This is a genomic window from Sorangiineae bacterium MSr11367, from assembly GCA_037157805.1.
GTDB classification, from domain to species: Bacteria; Myxococcota_A; Polyangia; order Polyangiales; family Polyangiaceae; genus Pendulispora; species Pendulispora rubella.
This window is the reverse complement of sequence record CP089983.1, coordinates 12484655-12499680: the sequence shown is the minus strand read 5'-3', so window position 1 is coordinate 12499680 and position 15026 is coordinate 12484655. Positions and strand designations below refer to the sequence as shown.

At 62.0% G+C, this 15026-nt stretch carries 17 protein-coding genes; 6 read left to right on the top strand and 11 right to left on the bottom strand.

What is annotated here, in order from left to right:
- Nucleotides 1-12: 12 nt before the first annotated feature.
- The 3 genes from LVJ94_48630 to LVJ94_48620 all read right to left on the bottom strand — a co-directional run bounded on the left by LVJ94_48630 (nt 13) and on the right by LVJ94_48620 (nt 1899).
- Nucleotides 13-414: a response regulator gene (locus LVJ94_48630; GenBank protein WXB04749.1), complete on the bottom strand. Its 402-nt coding sequence runs from the start codon at nt 412-414 to the stop codon at nt 13-15.
- A 67-nt stretch (nt 415-481) separates the two neighbouring features.
- On the bottom strand, nt 482-1255 hold the full coding sequence (locus LVJ94_48625; protein ID WXB04748.1) for a hypothetical protein: 774 nt from the start codon (nt 1253-1255) through the stop codon (nt 482-484).
- A gap of 353 nt (nt 1256-1608) precedes the next feature.
- Nucleotides 1609-1899: a hypothetical protein gene (locus LVJ94_48620; GenBank protein WXB04747.1), complete on the bottom strand. Its 291-nt coding sequence runs from the start codon at nt 1897-1899 to the stop codon at nt 1609-1611.
- A 62-nt stretch (nt 1900-1961) separates the two neighbouring features.
- Here LVJ94_48620 and LVJ94_48615 point away from each other — a divergent pair, with 62 nt between their 5' ends.
- Nucleotides 1962-2312, top strand: a complete 351-nt coding sequence (locus LVJ94_48615) for a hypothetical protein (protein WXB04746.1) — start codon at nt 1962-1964, stop codon at nt 2310-2312.
- On the opposite strand, the gene LVJ94_48610 is transcribed toward LVJ94_48615, so the two are convergent.
- The 3 genes from LVJ94_48610 to LVJ94_48600 all read right to left on the bottom strand — a co-directional run bounded on the left by LVJ94_48610 (nt 2290) and on the right by LVJ94_48600 (nt 5376).
- Entirely contained in the window at nt 2290-4359 is a 2070-nt protein-coding gene (locus LVJ94_48610) for a YbhB/YbcL family Raf kinase inhibitor-like protein (protein ID WXB04745.1), read from the bottom strand. The two genes, LVJ94_48615 and LVJ94_48610, sit on opposite strands and share 23 nt — an antisense overlap.
- Complete coding sequence (locus LVJ94_48605) at nt 4335-4568, bottom strand: DUF2171 domain-containing protein (protein ID WXB04744.1); 234 nt, start codon at nt 4566-4568, stop codon at nt 4335-4337. Before LVJ94_48605 ends, LVJ94_48610 begins: the two co-directional genes overlap by 25 nt.
- Nucleotides 4569-4701: 133 nt before the next feature.
- On the bottom strand, nt 4702-5376 hold the full coding sequence (locus LVJ94_48600; GenBank protein WXB04743.1) for a GNAT family N-acetyltransferase: 675 nt from the start codon (nt 5374-5376) through the stop codon (nt 4702-4704).
- Nucleotides 5377-5500: 124 nt separating this feature from the next.
- Here LVJ94_48600 and LVJ94_48595 point away from each other — a divergent pair, with 124 nt between their 5' ends.
- Both LVJ94_48595 and LVJ94_48590 read left to right on the top strand, forming a co-directional pair.
- Complete coding sequence (locus LVJ94_48595) at nt 5501-5893, top strand: YciI family protein (protein WXB04742.1); 393 nt, start codon at nt 5501-5503, stop codon at nt 5891-5893.
- Nucleotides 5894-6308: 415 nt separating this feature from the next.
- The gene (locus LVJ94_48590; protein WXB04741.1) at nt 6309-7535 is read left to right on the top strand and encodes a hypothetical protein; all 1227 of its coding nucleotides are present in this window, start codon (nt 6309-6311) and stop codon (nt 7533-7535) included.
- Between the two features lie 21 nt (nt 7536-7556).
- Here LVJ94_48590 and LVJ94_48585 read toward each other — a convergent pair whose 3' ends face one another.
- Nucleotides 7557-8261 (bottom strand): DJ-1/PfpI family protein, encoded by a 705-nt coding sequence (locus LVJ94_48585; GenBank protein ID WXB04740.1) that lies wholly within the window; start codon nt 8259-8261, stop codon nt 7557-7559.
- A 119-nt stretch (nt 8262-8380) separates the two neighbouring features.
- Between LVJ94_48585 and LVJ94_48580 the strand changes: the two genes are divergently transcribed.
- Both LVJ94_48580 and LVJ94_48575 read left to right on the top strand, forming a co-directional pair.
- Entirely contained in the window at nt 8381-9841 is a 1461-nt protein-coding gene (locus LVJ94_48580; GenBank protein WXB04739.1) for a hypothetical protein, read from the top strand.
- A 278-nt stretch (nt 9842-10119) separates the two neighbouring features.
- On the top strand, nt 10120-11757 hold the full coding sequence (locus LVJ94_48575; GenBank protein WXB04738.1) for a M1 family metallopeptidase: 1638 nt from the start codon (nt 10120-10122) through the stop codon (nt 11755-11757).
- 135 nt (nt 11758-11892) lie between these two features.
- Here the strand turns inward: LVJ94_48575 and LVJ94_48570 are convergent, their stop codons facing one another.
- The 3 genes from LVJ94_48570 to LVJ94_48560 form a co-directional block, all read right to left on the bottom strand.
- A complete protein-coding gene (locus LVJ94_48570; GenBank protein ID WXB04737.1) occupies nt 11893-12303 on the bottom strand; it encodes a beta/gamma crystallin family protein in 411 nt (136 codons plus the stop codon).
- A 231-nt stretch (nt 12304-12534) separates the two neighbouring features.
- Nucleotides 12535-12753 carry a hypothetical protein gene (locus LVJ94_48565; protein ID WXB04736.1) on the bottom strand — a complete coding sequence of 73 codons (219 nt, stop codon included), beginning with the start codon at nt 12751-12753 and terminating at the stop codon, nt 12535-12537.
- Nucleotides 12750-12938 carry a hypothetical protein gene (locus LVJ94_48560; GenBank protein ID WXB04735.1) on the bottom strand — a complete coding sequence of 63 codons (189 nt, stop codon included), beginning with the start codon at nt 12936-12938 and terminating at the stop codon, nt 12750-12752. Before LVJ94_48560 ends, LVJ94_48565 begins: the two co-directional genes overlap by 4 nt.
- Nucleotides 12939-13846: 908 nt before the next feature.
- Between LVJ94_48560 and LVJ94_48555 the strand changes: the two genes are divergently transcribed.
- A complete protein-coding gene (locus LVJ94_48555; GenBank protein ID WXB04734.1) occupies nt 13847-14494 on the top strand; it encodes a hypothetical protein in 648 nt (215 codons plus the stop codon).
- Between the two features lie 12 nt (nt 14495-14506).
- Here LVJ94_48555 and LVJ94_48550 read toward each other — a convergent pair whose 3' ends face one another.
- Nucleotides 14507-14893 carry a GFA family protein gene (locus LVJ94_48550; protein WXB04733.1) on the bottom strand — a complete coding sequence of 129 codons (387 nt, stop codon included), beginning with the start codon at nt 14891-14893 and terminating at the stop codon, nt 14507-14509.
- Between the last annotated feature and the right edge of the window lie 133 nt (nt 14894-15026).

Here is a 15026-nt window from a genome sequence, read left to right as displayed (position 1 = left end):
GTTTTCCTTCAATCATGGTTTCGTATCGTCCGCGCTCGAGGCATTGACCAGCTCGTGAACGTTCTGCAAAAGCGCTTGCAGGTTCACCGGCTTGATCATATGCCGGTTGAACCCCGCTTCAATGGCCATTTGGGCATCTTCCGGATATGCGTAGCCGGTAAGGGCGATGGCCGGGATGGCATGAGCTACGGGCATGGCTCGCAGGCTTCGCATGAACGCGTAGCCGTCTTCGTCGGGCATGCCGATGTCGCTGACGATCGCGTCCGGCGAGAACGATTCGAGCTCACGGCGTCCCTCGGCGGCGGAACTTGCGGCGCGTACGATCGCCCCGCGCGCTTGAAAAGCCTTTCCCATGAGGAGAAGCGAATCAGGTTCGTCATCGACCACGAGGACCCGAACGTTGTCGAGCCTCACGGAAATTTCGACCGTGGTAGGGCGGGATGGCATTGGGATCGGCTGACACCATAACCCAGGATCCGTTTCACCAAAAGTTCGGGTCGCTTGCAACCCGGAGCCCGATGGACACCCACGCTGGAAGCAACCGCTCACCGAAAAAACCATCGCCGACGGTCGCGTCCATCTGAACGTGAGATGAGACATATTGGCGAATTCCCGCTTGAAAGGCTCCGCCCGGCGCGTCGGAGTACGGGTCGCCCGAAAAGACCTCTCCCACGAAGTGGAAACCTCCAGCCACACGAACCTGGGTACCGATGCCCCAGGTGACGAAAACGTGCCGTCCGCCAAGCGTGGAGTCGTGGGTCGTAAACACGCCGAGGTTCTCGTGAACGAGGACGCGGTCACGTTCATCGAGCGATTCCGTGAATGCAACATAGCCAAAGGAATCCCAGCCCCGCACTTGGAGGGGGCCGGTTCCGAGCGGCCCGAACACACCGCCCACGACGGCCACGCCAGGGACGATCGCTCCCGGCTTGGGTTCGAGGGCCAAGGCCTTGATCTGGATGGTGGGCGCGGCCACCGTGAAGTGGTGCGAATCGCTGCCATAAAAGCCGCCCGCCGATAGTTCGAGCGGCTTCAATGGGCCGACGGCGAAGACGGTCCAATGCTGCGGGCCCGCGCCATCGACGCGAAACCAGGTTTCAACCTGCGCGGCGCGCTCGCCAACGACGCGGGCGTCGTCGGTGATGAGCGGACGAATCGCCCAAGCGTCGCCTGGTGCCCACACGGTCGAGAACGAAGCGATGGTCAACAGAAGCCAGGTACCTTGGCGCGAACGGCGAGCGACGCTTCGGGGCATTTTCACCTCGTCACCGTTCGCGGTTATTCGTTACATCGCCTGACACACCTCTACCTCCATGACTTCCCTTTCATGGTCCGCCGCGACGCGCTCGACGGCGGTGCCGGAGGACGATGCAGAAGCCGGCGAGGGCGTTGGCGAACATCAACGCGTTCGTAACCAAAAATACCCAATTGCGCACCAAGAGGCTGTAAGCCGTAAACCCCGCAGATGCGCACAACTGACCAACGAATAGCCACTTCGACACACCTTGACTCGTGTCGTCGTGCCATTGCTTGTAAACCTGTTTGACGCCGGTCAATACCAGGGTGAGTGAACTCCCCCATCCCAGTAATTCGGATACCTCCATCGGCCTATAGGATTTCAATCCGAGCCCGCTCGGGCTTCGGCCTGCGCGACCGCGGCGGGCGAGCGACGTCGTCTGTGGGGCGTGCGACCGCCAGATGGATGACTTCGTATTTTTCTCCCACGCCAGAGGGTGGAGCCTCATTCAAGGCCGCGGTGATCAGCCGCTCCATCATCTGCAACGCCAGCACCCGTGTTGCGCATTTGCAGCGACAGCCGCGCAAGATCGGGCATTCGGCGACGACGTGCCCGTCGTCCTCGTAGTGCAGAACGATGGGCATATTGCGAAGTGTATTCATGACCGGCACCTCTTGCTGGTTGGGCGCAAAGCACACAGGGCGTTCGTCACGTGCTCTTCTTCTTGCTCGCCCTCTTGCTCGACGACTTCTTCTTGCTGCGAGAAGAGCTCTTCTTCTTCGGAACCTTGCCCCCCGCGCGGCGTGCTTCAGAAAGTCCGATTGCCACCGCCTGCTTCTTACTCGTCACTTTCTTCCCGGAGCGACCCGAGCGCAGGGTTCCCGATTTGCGTTCATGCATGGCCTTGGCGACCTTCGAGCCTGCCTTTGAACCGTATTTGCGACCGCTTGATTTCTTCGCCGGCGATTTCTTCGCGGATTTTTTCGTAGCCATACCTTGGGTCGAGCAATTGCCGGGCCACACAGCGACCTCGGGCGCTCATGATTCACCCTTCATGGTCGTGACACTTGCGTAGGGGGCCTGGCAAACGCTCCCATTAGTTGTCCACGCGCAAGCACATGACCGTTCATCGCGGAGAGCACTTGATCGCGATCTGCGCCGCTGAGCGGAACGTCGAGCAGCCTATCCATAGCGAACACCTGCACGTGGTAGACGTGCGGCGGATCGCCCGCGAGCGGGCGCGGCCCGCGGTAGCCTATGGTCCCGCCGGACGTCGTGCCCTGTCGCAAATTTGGCGGATCCAAGAGGACATCCTGCTCCTGTAGACCTTCGCGCAAGCTCGTCGCCGTTGCAGGAATATTCCATGCGATCCAGTGCACATAGGGTTTGGGCGTCGTCGCATCGGGGTCCTCCATGATGAGGACGTACGATTGCGTCCCCACAGGACCCGCGGTCCATGCGACCGGGAAGCTCGCCCCCTGTTCATACTCGGAATGGACCACGGGAATCAGGCCGCCATTCGCGAAGGCCCTCGAGGTCACCGTAAGCGTGGCGGCGGTGGCGGTCTCCGGTCGTTCGATCGCGAGCGGTACTCCCGAACCGCGTGCAGCTTGAGCAAGCATCGGGCCGGCCGGAATGATCGAGGCCGGCTTGCCGTTGGGCATGCCGTTGAACGACAGTCGATAGAGCACGCCGTTTCGATCATCGGTAAATAGAAGAGACCCATCCTTGGCAACTGCGTTTCCGCAAAGCCGTCCGTATTCTCCTTCTCGACCAACGAAGCCGGTGACGAATGGCGTGATGGACCGTGGCCGGCCGTCCTGAAAATGGACTCGCACGATCTCGTAACCGGACGGCGGTTTTCGGTTCCACGAGCCCCGCATCGACACGAACGCGTCGCCGCGGTATTCCGCGGGAAACTGGGGGCCATCGTAAAAGGACATTTGCATGGGAGCTGCGTGGGCCGTGTAACCCAGCACCATCGGGGTACTGACCTTCCGTCGTTCCGCTTTGGAGAGACCACCCGGCGGATCGGCGTGAGGATTGACCTGATTGTTTCCAAAGAAATAGGGCCAACCGTAGTGGTTGCCGCGTTGGATCTCATTCAGTTCTTCCTTCTGCAGATCATCGCCGAGCCAGTCGATGCCGTGATCGAATCCCCAAAGTTCGCCGGTCTGGGGATGCCATCCCCAGCCGATCGTATCGCGCAGGCCCGACGCCCAGATTGCGCGCGACTTGCCGTCGAGCGATGCACGAAGAATGCTCGCGTTCTCCCGATTGGGCTCATTGCACTCGTTGCACGTGGATCCGATGCTCACGTAAAGCATAGCGTCCGGGCCGATCTGGAGCGTGCGCGTATTGTGCTGCCCTGCGTCCGGCAGATCGTGGATGAGCATCTCGAGAGGACCGAACGTCCCGTCGGCCAACACCTCTCCGCGAAAGATCTCGTGCGGCGTCGCGAGATATGCCTTGTTCTCGTAAAGGGCCAGGCCGTGAAGTCCCGAGCGGCTGGCCACACGCACGGGCGCGGCAAGCTGTCCGTCTCCCGCATCCTTGAGCATGAGAACATCGCCTTGTTCGCGACGGGTGATATAAATCGTCCCATTCTTTGCCACGACGATGAGCCTGGCGTTGCCGAGCTTCTCGGCCACTTTCGTTAGCACGAAACCGGCGGGTACCGTGATCTTCGAAACGTCGGGCGCAGGCAGAGGTTCCGGCTTGAAGATATGCCCTGTAATTTCGACGTTGGCCGTCGGTCCCAACGGAGCATTGTCGACCGACGTCAGTCCTCCAGTGCCAGCTTCGAAATCGCTCGGCGACGTGCCCGAATCCGTACACAGCGAAGCGGCGCCGCTTTGCGATGGGGAATCGTCGGCGCAACCAAAGCCACCCACTACCATCGCAAAGAAGCCCAACGTCGGAAAAATCGTTCGCATGGGAGCACCGTCCTCGAAGTCTGCGATTGTGCAAAGCCAAGGACGCCCCACGTAGCCGGCCAAGGGATACGTGAGGCGCAACAGGGCGCAGCGCCAAGGCTGCCTGCGATAAATCGATATACTGCAAGCAAATTGCGAGATAAGTGCAATTTGCTGAATGGCTAGGCCGTGGGGGTCATGGTCCATTCACGCATCGCCTGATCGCCGGGGCGATCGACGTGCACCTTATCATCGACCTTGGTCACCCAACTCATGGGGATATAGTGATGCTGGCCCTTGTCATCCTTGGCGAGCTTGATGGATCCGGTGCCCTCTACGTGATCAACGACGGCGAACTGACCGCCCTTCGAACAGACGACGGGCACGTGCGGCTTGATCTGACTGGGTTGAATCATGGTCACCTCCACACGGCGCGAGCGCACGATCCGTGCCGTCATTTTCGCGCGGGATTCGGTGGTCGGCGTTTGCGGGGGATGCTTGCAGCTTCATCCGCGTTTTCGCCTCATCGGGGCAATTAGTGCCTCATGCTCAGAACGAGAAGGTCGGCACGGCATGCGTATCTGGGCGAAGAATGGCGACGGTCATGGGAGACTCGAGCGTCCACCCGAGAGATCGATAGAGCTCGAGCCCCTCGGACGTGGCCACAAGGGCCCCGCGCGATGCGCCGCGATCCGCGGCGCGCGCGCAGAGCTGCTTCATGACGAAGCTACCCAGCCCTCGTCGGCGGTGTGCAGGATCGGTTACCACTTGGTCCACGACGGCGCTCGCACCGTGCACGACGATTCGGCCGCTTGCGGCGACGCTGCCATCCGTGGCTCGAAGTCGAGCGTCCGTGATGTGCGCGTGCGTCTCAATCTCGATTTCGTAAGGAATCGGCACCTCCGGAGGCGGTGCGCTGTGCAAAGCGACGGCCATCAGAAACTCGGGTTCGGAGATGGCCCAAGAGTCGGGTAATTCGATCTCGTCACGAGAGGCGCATATCTTCAACCAGGTACCCGGCGACGTAGCACGTTGGACGAGAGCACGGAGCATGGCGGGATCGTGCTCCGGCAAGACGTACCGCACCATGTGCCCAGGGCGACCGACATGGATAAAAAAGCCTTCTGGCACTTCCAGCGGGGCCGAGACATCCCGCGAAAGCGCCCAGCCTTCGACCCAGTCCCGGACCAACTCTCGGAGGTGCGCGCGCATCGTTTCAGACACGGAAATACACGTTAGAGCCTGCCGCGTTCAGGTCAACCGCCCTCCGGAAAAGAGGCCGATGTTGCCGAGGGCCAAGTTCACGATTATGCTGCCGCGCAGTCTGCGTCTGCAGAGAGCGTCGAACATGAGCAAGGACACACAGGTCTCCGAGTATCTGGTGCTCTCCCGCGGGCGCTGGGATGAAGACAAATCGCCGCACGAAATACAAGGCGCCATCGATGCATTCTACGCCTGGCATGAGCGCGCCGTTCGCGAAGGTCGGATGCGCGCCGGACAACGGCTTGGCGTCGAACGCAGACTCGTCTCGAAGCAAGGCGTGAACGATGGGCCGTTCGCCGAAACCAAAGAAGTGATCGGCGGCTATTGGTTCATCCTCGCCTCCAGCCTCGAAGAGGCCTGCGCGCTGGCTGCCGAGAACCCTTGCTTGGCCTGCGGCCTGACCTTCGAGGTTCGGCCGATCGAGCTCACGCGGGCCAGCGCGCTCGCCGTCAGCAACGAGACAGCCGTTCGACGCTGAGTCCCCCAGGATTCGAACGAGCCCTCCATCGGGAGGAGAGCGCGCAGACAATCCGATAAGCGAATCTTTGCCGACACGTCGGTGGGATCGGCGGATATTTGCCGATGCGCGCGCGCTCGAATTGCGCGAAATGACGTGTAGGAAACGCATTCCGACACACGGGCAACATCGGCACGAAACATGCGAGTTGCCACGGCGTGAAGCGAGCTCACTGCCTCGTACTTCGATGGCGCTTCTCCCACCGCTCCGCGCCGCCCGCGAGGCATTTGCAGAACCAATTGACGCATCGCTTCCGTCCGACCACCCGCTCGCGGGTTATCGGGCAGGGAGCCGCATTCCCACGTGCAAAGATTCCTCCGTCACGCCCACGAGCCGTCGTACGAGCCCATTCCAATTCGTTCGGGAGACATCACCCATGATCCGCACATGCTCGCTCGCTCATCTGGCCATCATGCTCGCCGCGGCGGCCATCTTCGGCTGCAACTCGGACGATTCGTCGTCGCCACCGCCGTCGTCGCCGCCGCCGCCGCCGCCCCCTCCCCCATCCCAGCCCGCCAAGCCCCTGAAGATCCTCTTCGTGGGGAACAGCTACACCTTCGGCCGGCTCGATCCCGTCATGACATACAATGCCCCCAATGTGCACGATCTGACGGCGAGCTTCGCCGCCGCAAACCCCACGGGAACGAACCCGTGGGAGCCGCATCCGTGGGGCGGGGTCCCGGGAATCTTCAAGGCGATGACGGTGCAGGCGGGTCTCGACTACGACGTCTCGATCTCGACACGCAATGCGGCGTCGCTACGCGGGCACTTCCTCAACACCGCGAACAACGATTGGGACCTACGCGGCAATGTCGCGTCGCAAACTTGGGACATCGTCGTCCTCCAGGAATTGAGCGACGGGCCCCTTCCTCCGGGCAAGGGTAAAAACGCGAATCTTGCATCCTTCAAGGCCTACGCGAATCAATTCGAGCGTTTCATCCACGAAGGCGCCGCGCAAACCTACACCGAGGCGCAGTTGTTTGGCAGTCTGGAAGCCTGTACGGCGGCCCGCCTGTCGGAGGACCAGTGCACCACGAGGCGCACCATTCCGGCAAACCCGAACGCCAGCCCCGCGACCAAGGTTTATCTCACCGAGACCTGGGCCCGGCCCGACATGGTCTTCGCCCACAAGATCACCACCCCGGACAAAAGCTCACCGACGGGATCGCCCATCGTCGACAAATCCAGCAGCGGGGGCGACGCAACCCTTTACTACACGAGCCTCGACGGCATGACCGCCGACCTGCGCGCGAGTGTCGCCGCCGCGGCAGCCGCAAATCCGAAGTTCGTCAGGGTCATCCCGGTTGGCGATGCCTTTCAGCGCGCGGTGGATCAAAACCTCGTCCGGACCGGTGCCTTCTACGATGCCAACGGCGTCTATACCGTCGAGCAGCCGGGCGACCCGGTCAACCTGTGGTGGGTCGACTCCACGCATGCGAGCAAGTACGGCTCGTACCTCGATGCCCTGCTGCAATTCGGGAGCATCACCGGTCGCGATCCGCTCTCGCTCGGCGAGGGAGAGCACGCCGCGCACGAACTTGGCATTGCCCCGAACGTCGCCCTGTCGCTGCAACGCGTAGCGAGCGCGCAGCTCGGCTTTTAGCCGGATGTCATCCAAATCGGATCATCGCCGGAACGCCCGTTTGGGTACGAACTGTGCCTGACCTCCTTCGCGATGCGTCGGCACGACCAAGCGGCGTGCCACGGCGTCGGCGATCTTCGCGCCGTGGTCGCACCGCACGATGTGCAAGCAAAGGTCGAGTCCCGCGGACGTGAGAATTCGACCCTCGTCGACATAGAGCACGTCGGGCTCGACCGTAATCTTTGGATATCGCTCGCGCAGCCGATCGACGTAGCGCCAATGCGTGGTCGCGCGAAGGGTATCCAAAACACCGGCGGCCGCGAGCACGAACGCGCCCGTGCATATCGAAACGAGACGTGCACCGCGGTCCGCCGCACGGCGGATCGCATCGAGGAGGGGCGCCGGTGGAGTCTCCTCGACGTCGCGCCATCCCGCGACGACGATGGTCTGGGCGCGACGTAAATCTCCGATGCCATCGCCGAAGAACTGGCGCGTGCATGCCCCCACGGCGTGGACGTGTGCTTCGAGAACGTGGGCGGCGACGTGCTCGCCGCCGTGTGGCCGCTCCTGAACGAATATGGGCGGGTTACCGTGTGCGGGCTCATTTCCGAATACGAGGATCCCACGGCACGCCCGGGGCCGAACCTGCGCACCTTGCTCGGGCCGAATCAAGTACCGCGAGAACGTCGTGGAGGGTCTCGAACGTGCACCGCAGGGGCTCGCCGACATGCTTTCCGGAAAGAACATCGGCAAGACCCTGGTTCGGGTGTCGGCTCGATGAAATTGCACCCAATGTTTGCGCGGGCAGCGGCGTCTCAACTCCGAACTTGAGATCATGCGCTTCAAGAGAGAAGGATGGCTTCTCGGTGGACACTGCCCGCCGTTGGGTTGCGGTGCTTCCCTTCATCGTGTCGTGCCAAACGGCAACGTCGACGAAGGTGCGCGCCGTTCCGCCGGATAGCATCCATATGGCCGTGCCGCCGGTGTCGCGCGTCCTTCCATTGCCGCCGCGCGGTGAAATGAGGCCGGACACGCTCGGTGATGGCACGCCGGTGTGGGTCGTTCGGGGCCTGGACGATGCCGTCTCGCTCGTCGTGCCGTTTCTCGCCAAACCTTACCCCGCGGGGCTCGCGGTTGTCGTTCCGTGGGTGTCCGATCAGGAGTCTTTCCGGCATAGGTTCGTTTGGAACGCGCACGGTCGCGTTCTCGGTAACGAGGGATGGGGTGACGAGAGATACCAATATTGCTTCGGCGAGAGCGACTGCCCTTCCGTGGCCTCGTTGCCGACGCGCGCACAGGATCTCGACACCTACGCCGCACGCCGGCTCGAAGGATCGCCGGAACGGGTGGAGGTCGGTGAGCGCATACCAGGCCGGCTGCGCGACATTCCGCAGCGGCCGATCGATCGATCACACCGTCGCCGTTCCGTCGTCGCCCAGGGCCTCTGGCCCGAGGAGTGGCCGCGGCTCTCGATCCCCGCCGCGCTCACGCGCCCCGAAGGCACGATGGTCTTCGTCGATGGAGACGTGGAGCTCTCGAGCGGAGATGCCGCGCGAATCTGCTGGCGCGGGTTCGACCGAGACCATCTCTGTCCTCCGGCCTCGCCGCGCATCTACGATATGGACGGACTGCGCTCCCGCGGTCGGCAATCCGTCATGAGGATCCGAGGACCATTCTACGCGCGTCGCTTTCGCGACGGGTTCATTCAAGTCGTTGCACGCACGAACGCCGGCCGGTCCGTCGACGATGTGGCAGGGCCCCACGAGTTGGTCGCGCCGGCAACCCTCGAACTTGCGCCATGGATCTTCGTGGCCGGTGGGGCCCGAATGGTGGACGGCCCGAATCGCGCGATTCCATCCTTGGGTGGCGGAGGGGACGTCACCTTCGGCTTCGCGACCTTCGGACGACCGGAGGCCTACGGTGGTCGCTTCGAAATCCGCCTCGGCCCGTGGGGCGCCATGGAGACGACGCTCGACCGCGTTCGTGGGGAAGGTGGCCTCGCGTTTTCGCTCGGCCAGGTGCGGCACGCACGATGGGGCACCTTCGCCGTACGCGCCGGTGGCGGCCATGGCTCGGACGGCTCGTCGCACCTCGTCGGCGTGTTCACCTGGGGCGTGCGCTACGTGCCCGGGCGCGACGATCCGGAGCACGACGCCCTGAATCCTCGAACCTTCGCGCTCGCCTCGGGTGCACGCCTCTTCGCCGCCGTGCGAACCACCGACGAGCCCGCGCACGCGAGCGAGCTCGTATTCGGCTTGGAGTTCGAGCCCACGTGGTTTCTGCCGCCTTATTCCCTTTTCAAGTGGGGCGGGGTGAACCAAAGGTAGCGTTCAACTCGGCCGCCCCGCGCGGTCGTTCTTTGGATTGGCCATCATTTCATCATCGACACGTCACGCGCACACCTCGCGATTGGCTACCCAACGCACGTGAATCTATCGCCCCACGACCTCTCTCGCTTTGCGTCGGACCGAGGTGTGAGCTTCTGGTTCTCTGGATCCACCGTTCGTGCGAAATCATGAACAGCAAAATGGGTCGCATTCACGCAAATGGTCACTTTGTTGAAATTCATATAGCGCACTGATGCGATTCATTGCATGACCTCGAGATGATTGAATTCAATTACCAACGCGGCAACACCTTATCTAGTTTCGTCCATCGCTCTCCGATTCGCGGTGCGTGGATTCTTGCGCTCGGAACGGCCATGGCCGGCACGGTGGCATGCAGCAGCGATGGCCGTGTAGACGACCGCGATGGGGAGAAGCTCCAGGCGACAGCCTTGGACAACACGTTGCTCGACGAAGCGCTCGGCGCCGCGGGAGCTTCGGGGATCGGTGACCCATACTATCCCGATCTGGGCAATGGCGGTTACGACGTGTCACATTACGATATTCGACTGAAGTACGAGCCCGTGAGCGATCTCCTCGCGGGCACCGCCACGATCACGGCCACCGCCCTGCAGGATCTGTCCAGCTTCAATCTCGACTTTCTACTGAAGGTGAAGTCGGTGCGGGTGAACGGGAGAGACGCGGCCTTCACATCCTCCGCCGGGGAACTCGCCGTGAAGCCCTCCATCGGACTGCGCAAAGGCACCACGATGGTCGTCATCGTGGACTACGAGGACGTTCCTTCCCAGGTTACGTCGAACGTTGCGTGGATCCCTGCGTGGAGAAGGACTGCAGGCGGCGCACTGTCGACGGGCGAACCGTTTACGGCGGAGTGGTGGTTCCCGTGCAACAACCATCCTTTGGACAAGGCAACGTACGACGTCTCCGTCGCCGTGCCCGATGGGTACGAAGCCATATCCAACGGTGTACTCATCGCAAAGAGCCCGCCCGAAGATGGGTGGGTGCGCTGGCAATGGCGCAGCAGCAGGCCGCAAGTCTCTTATGCGACCATCATTGCGATGGGGCAGTACCAGATCGAGACGGGCGTAACGTCGAGCGGCAGACCGTTCGTCAACGCGTACGCCGATGATCTCGGCGCGGACGCCGAGCTGGCGCGAAACCTAGTGAACAAGACGCCTGCCATCATCGACTTCTTCTCCGGCAAGCTCGGCGAATACCCATTCGAGGCGCAGGGCGGCATCGTGGCGCGCGGTAGGTTCGGCATGGAGACGCAGACCCGGCCCACCTACGGCAGCGATCTCTTTGGTATGGGGTATCTCGACTACTTCATCGTCCACGAACTTGCCCATGAGTGGTTCGGGGACTCCGTTTCCCTGATGCGCTGGCGCGACCTTTGGCTGAACGAGGGCTTCGCGACCTACGGGGAGTTTCTTTGGTCCGAGCACGTGGGCGATGGCACGGCGCAGGATGTCGCCGACCACCATTACGATTCCCATCCAGTCGACGATCCGTTCTGGCAGATTCTCCCCGGAGATCCGAGCCCCGGCGGCGACACGCACTTCCACGCTGCCGTGTACCAGCGCGGTGCTATGACGCTCCAGGCGGTGCGCCACGCTGTGGGAGACGAGGCATTCTTCACCATCCTGCGCACGTGGTTGCGGCAGAATCGGTACGGCAACGCCACCACGGACGCGTTCATCGCCTTGTCGGAACGAATCTCGGGCAAGTCCTTGCGTCCGTTGTTCGACACCTGGCTTTACACATCGGGCAGGCCCACCACGCGCCCGTCCGGCACCTCCCCGAAGGTGTCCGCCATAGCGCCGCGCTCGTATGCCGCGATCCTCGGCGTGCACGAGAAACTCGACGCCATTGGCCACGCATCACTCGTCGCGCGCTAGAAAGCGGATCAGAGCGTCGCGCCGGTGCAGCCCGTTTCGCCGTTTTGGATCGAATGGCGTGCGCTCGTGATCGCCGTTCAGGGGCAGGAATGTGTCAAGGCAGGTGCGCGAAGGCTCCGATGCGAACGATCGAGGTCAGCGACATGTTTCACAGGATCCGGTAACCTTGACCGAACGGATCCTATTGTCCCAGCCGAAGTCGGCCAGATTGGCGATGTCTCTTGGCCCCGTAAGGCCAAGGAATCCGCCCTGGCAGTCATTGCGGGCGTAAAACTTGTAATTCCCATCTTTGATTTTCAACGAGGATACCAATCCGGCGGTGGAGCCGAGGTTGTTGCAGCCCGATGCGCCGCCAATGCCCTCATTGGTCCCGCCGTAATTTGTCAAGTCATACGTACGAAACTCCGTCTGCTGAATCGTCACCTCGTCCGACGTGGCGTTCGTGGTGTCTTGTTCCGCCACCTCGGCGCCTTCGCTACAACCGGGAACGATCATCGCAAACACGGCTCCAAGGACGACGCCGAGCGCCTGATTCTTCGCGTTCATCTCTATTCTCCTGACTGGTCACTACCTCGAATGATTCGAAGCGTGGGTCATGTATAGACGACTGAGGCGTTCATTGCCACGGGTCGTGCCATCAAGTTTGCACATTGGCGGCTATTTGGCATTTTGTCGCGCGCGACCGAGCGTAGGAGGATCCGGCTGTAAATCCTTCGTTTACTTTGACCAGGACGTTCACATCGTGTCGTTTTTCCGTCGGCTGACGCTTCGATTCGTTCACATTTGCGTGGACGGCGCAGAGGCCGATCCGGATTCGTATTGTGACTCGCGTTCGGCGGGCTCGAGGTGAATTTGCAGCGTGACGAACACGCTGGTCGGCGGTGCGACGAGAACGTTCGACGAAGGCGGCGGGACCTGAGATTGCTTCTCGAAGTTGGATGTATAGACGTATTGGCTATCGTAATAATGAAGGTTCAACAAGTTGAGTGCACTCACCCCGAGCTCGAACTCGCGCCAAGCTTCGTGACTTCGCCGTGCAGATACATGTCTTCGCGAAGGACCACGCGCGGAGCGTAGGGAACGACCTGCCCCTCTCGGAATCGAGCATCCGAGCTGGTGAACGCCGCGTATGCATAGGTGGCGCTTGCCGTCGCGCCGAAGATGAAAGTGCTGGCACTCATTTCGTCTGATCCATAGGAGCGAACCGCGCCAATTTTACCAAGTGGGCGCCAGGTGGGCGGGCGCCCACTCGTAGAGCGGGGCGAAGTCATTTCGAAGTGGAATACTACGTACATCCCTCCGTCCAACGATTTGGCATGGTCTACCGTGACCCCTGGCATCCCCCGAACACGGACGAGCCCTCGCGGAAATTGTGGGGCGGCGGGCTGATTTTCGCACTTCTCACCGCAGGGATCTGGCTGCTGGTGTTTGCGCTCGCGCCGCGCGGGGGCCATTCCGGAGAGGCCGGCGATCCTTGGACGGTAGCGCCCCCGGACGCCACGGGTCTTTACTACCGCTGCGGGCCGAGACCGGAACCTGAACCTCCGCCATTCCCATTGTCTTGCGAAGAGAACGAGGCTCGGACGGAGATTGACTGCAACAATCCGTTCATCTCCACGAACCTCGTCACGCAGAAGATGCAAAACCCACGTGCACCTGGACGCTGTTTCGTGTGCATGCTGCATTTCGGAAACCGAAACACTCCGAGACTGCTCGAGGGGGACGAACGAATTCGAGTTCCGGCTCAGGTCATCTCCGAGCGTGTCGCAGGATTGGTCCTGGTTCGGTGCACCGTCACGGAAGCGGGACCGCTAACCGGATGCCACTTCATCGCAACGTTGCCATGGGTGGAAGATGGCATTCTGGCAAATCTCTACGCGCGCCGATACAGGCCTATCTCGTATAGGGGCAAGGCGGTGAGCTCTGATTGGACGTTTACCTTTCGCTTTCCGTACGAGCCGTGTGAGCTCGATGCCACGTCCGATCCTTGACACGTGCACCGTTGTCAGCTGGTGTCATTTGAGAGCGTGCAGCGTTCGCGACAGGATGCTTCTCGCGCCGGGTTTTCGTCCCGGTGGGGAGGCACGGCATGTGGCGAACGCTCGTCTTCGTTGGTGTTCTCGTCCTGGCACAGCTCGTTCCGAGGCCGGCGCACGCCGATCTCGCGGCAGAGCGCATTCTGGTCGTCGCGGAATATGCCGAGCACCCGGCCCCCATCGAGTATTACGATTCGGTCCGTGGCTGGATTCCGGTTTGCGTATCGCCTTGTGCCGCCTTGATTGTGCCGACCACGAGGCTTCGCACGCGCTCGAAGAATACGACCACGGAATTTGCCATCGAGGCCCGCGCCGGCGAACGCGTCGACTTGCCCATACGCGATGCCGTCCGGCGCGGTGAGCGTCGGGGGCGCGGACGCGTGCTTGGCATCGTGGGCATCGTTCTGGGAAGCGTGGCCCTCGCGGCATCCGTATTCTTGGCGGTGGCGGCCTCGAACGACGACCTCCGATCCGAAGAAAGCGGTGAGGATTACGTGATCGCCGCAGCAGGCACCTTCTTTGGTGGCGGAGGATTGCTCGCCGGCGGCCTCGTAGAGCTGCTCCTTTCGCGTCGTCCGTCGACGACGTACCAAACGGTGACGCCACGCGCGCCGGTTCCCGCCGCCCCTGAAAGCGTCAAAGACACGACGGTGCGCGTGCCCACCTCCGTCACCGTGCCGCTTCTGAGTGTGAACTTCTAATACGAGGCGGTCCTAAAAGGATCTGCCGTCAATGACCTCGATATCGAGGTTGAGTGCATCCAGGTCGTGAACGCATCCCAAGTTCACCCGGTAATCCCCTAGTCTCGCTTGCCCGGTGTAGTCAGGAGGGAGTGATGCCACTCGGCTGAATGGGGCGATTCCGCACGTGCGGCAAAAGAAGTGGTTCATGCACTTGTCCCCAAACTGGTAGAGCGCCAGATGCTCCTGCCCTTCCACCTCGACCTCCGATGCGCGGATGTAGTTCGAGGACACGACCATGCCCTTGCGGATGCAGATCGAGCAGTTGCATCTGAGCCCGGTGCGGATCTCCTCACCCGTAAACCTGAAGCGAGTCGAGCCGCAGTGGCAACTGGCGCTGTAAGTTCTCGGCGTCTTCATGGCTGCCTCGTTTCCCTTTCCCCGCAGCAGAGTAACCACCAGCTCGCCGCGCGCACCGCCCCTCGTAGCAAACACCAGCCCAAGCGAGGAGGGGCGAAACTCCGTTTGGCGCGACGCGTAGTCCCGGGTACCT

Bases quoted from the DNA above. Each gene is read 5' to 3' on its own strand.
- LVJ94_48625 (WXB04748.1), bottom strand. From the start codon at position 1,255: ATGCCCCGAAGCGTCGCTCGCCGTTCGCGCCAAGGTACCTGGCTTCTG.
- LVJ94_48620 (WXB04747.1), bottom strand. From the start codon at position 1,899: ATGAATACACTTCGCAATATGCCCATCGTTCTGCACTACGAGGACGAC.
- LVJ94_48610 (WXB04745.1), bottom strand. From the start codon at position 4,359: ATGGACCATGACCCCCACGGCCTAGCCATTCAGCAAATTGCACTTATC.
- LVJ94_48605 (WXB04744.1), bottom strand. From the start codon at position 4,568: ATGATTCAACCCAGTCAGATCAAGCCGCACGTGCCCGTCGTCTGTTCG.
- LVJ94_48595 (WXB04742.1), top strand. From the start codon at position 5,501: ATGAGCAAGGACACACAGGTCTCCGAGTATCTGGTGCTCTCCCGCGGG.
- LVJ94_48590 (WXB04741.1), top strand. From the start codon at position 6,309: ATGATCCGCACATGCTCGCTCGCTCATCTGGCCATCATGCTCGCCGCG.
- LVJ94_48585 (WXB04740.1), bottom strand. From the start codon at position 8,261: ATGTTCTTTCCGGAAAGCATGTCGGCGAGCCCCTGCGGTGCACGTTCG.
- LVJ94_48575 (WXB04738.1), top strand. From the start codon at position 10,120: ATGATTGAATTCAATTACCAACGCGGCAACACCTTATCTAGTTTCGTC.
- LVJ94_48570 (WXB04737.1), bottom strand. From the start codon at position 12,303: ATGAACGCGAAGAATCAGGCGCTCGGCGTCGTCCTTGGAGCCGTGTTT.
- LVJ94_48560 (WXB04735.1), bottom strand. From the start codon at position 12,938: ATGAGTGCCAGCACTTTCATCTTCGGCGCGACGGCAAGCGCCACCTAT.
- LVJ94_48555 (WXB04734.1), top strand. From the start codon at position 13,847: ATGTGGCGAACGCTCGTCTTCGTTGGTGTTCTCGTCCTGGCACAGCTC.
- LVJ94_48550 (WXB04733.1), bottom strand. From the start codon at position 14,893: ATGAAGACGCCGAGAACTTACAGCGCCAGTTGCCACTGCGGCTCGACT.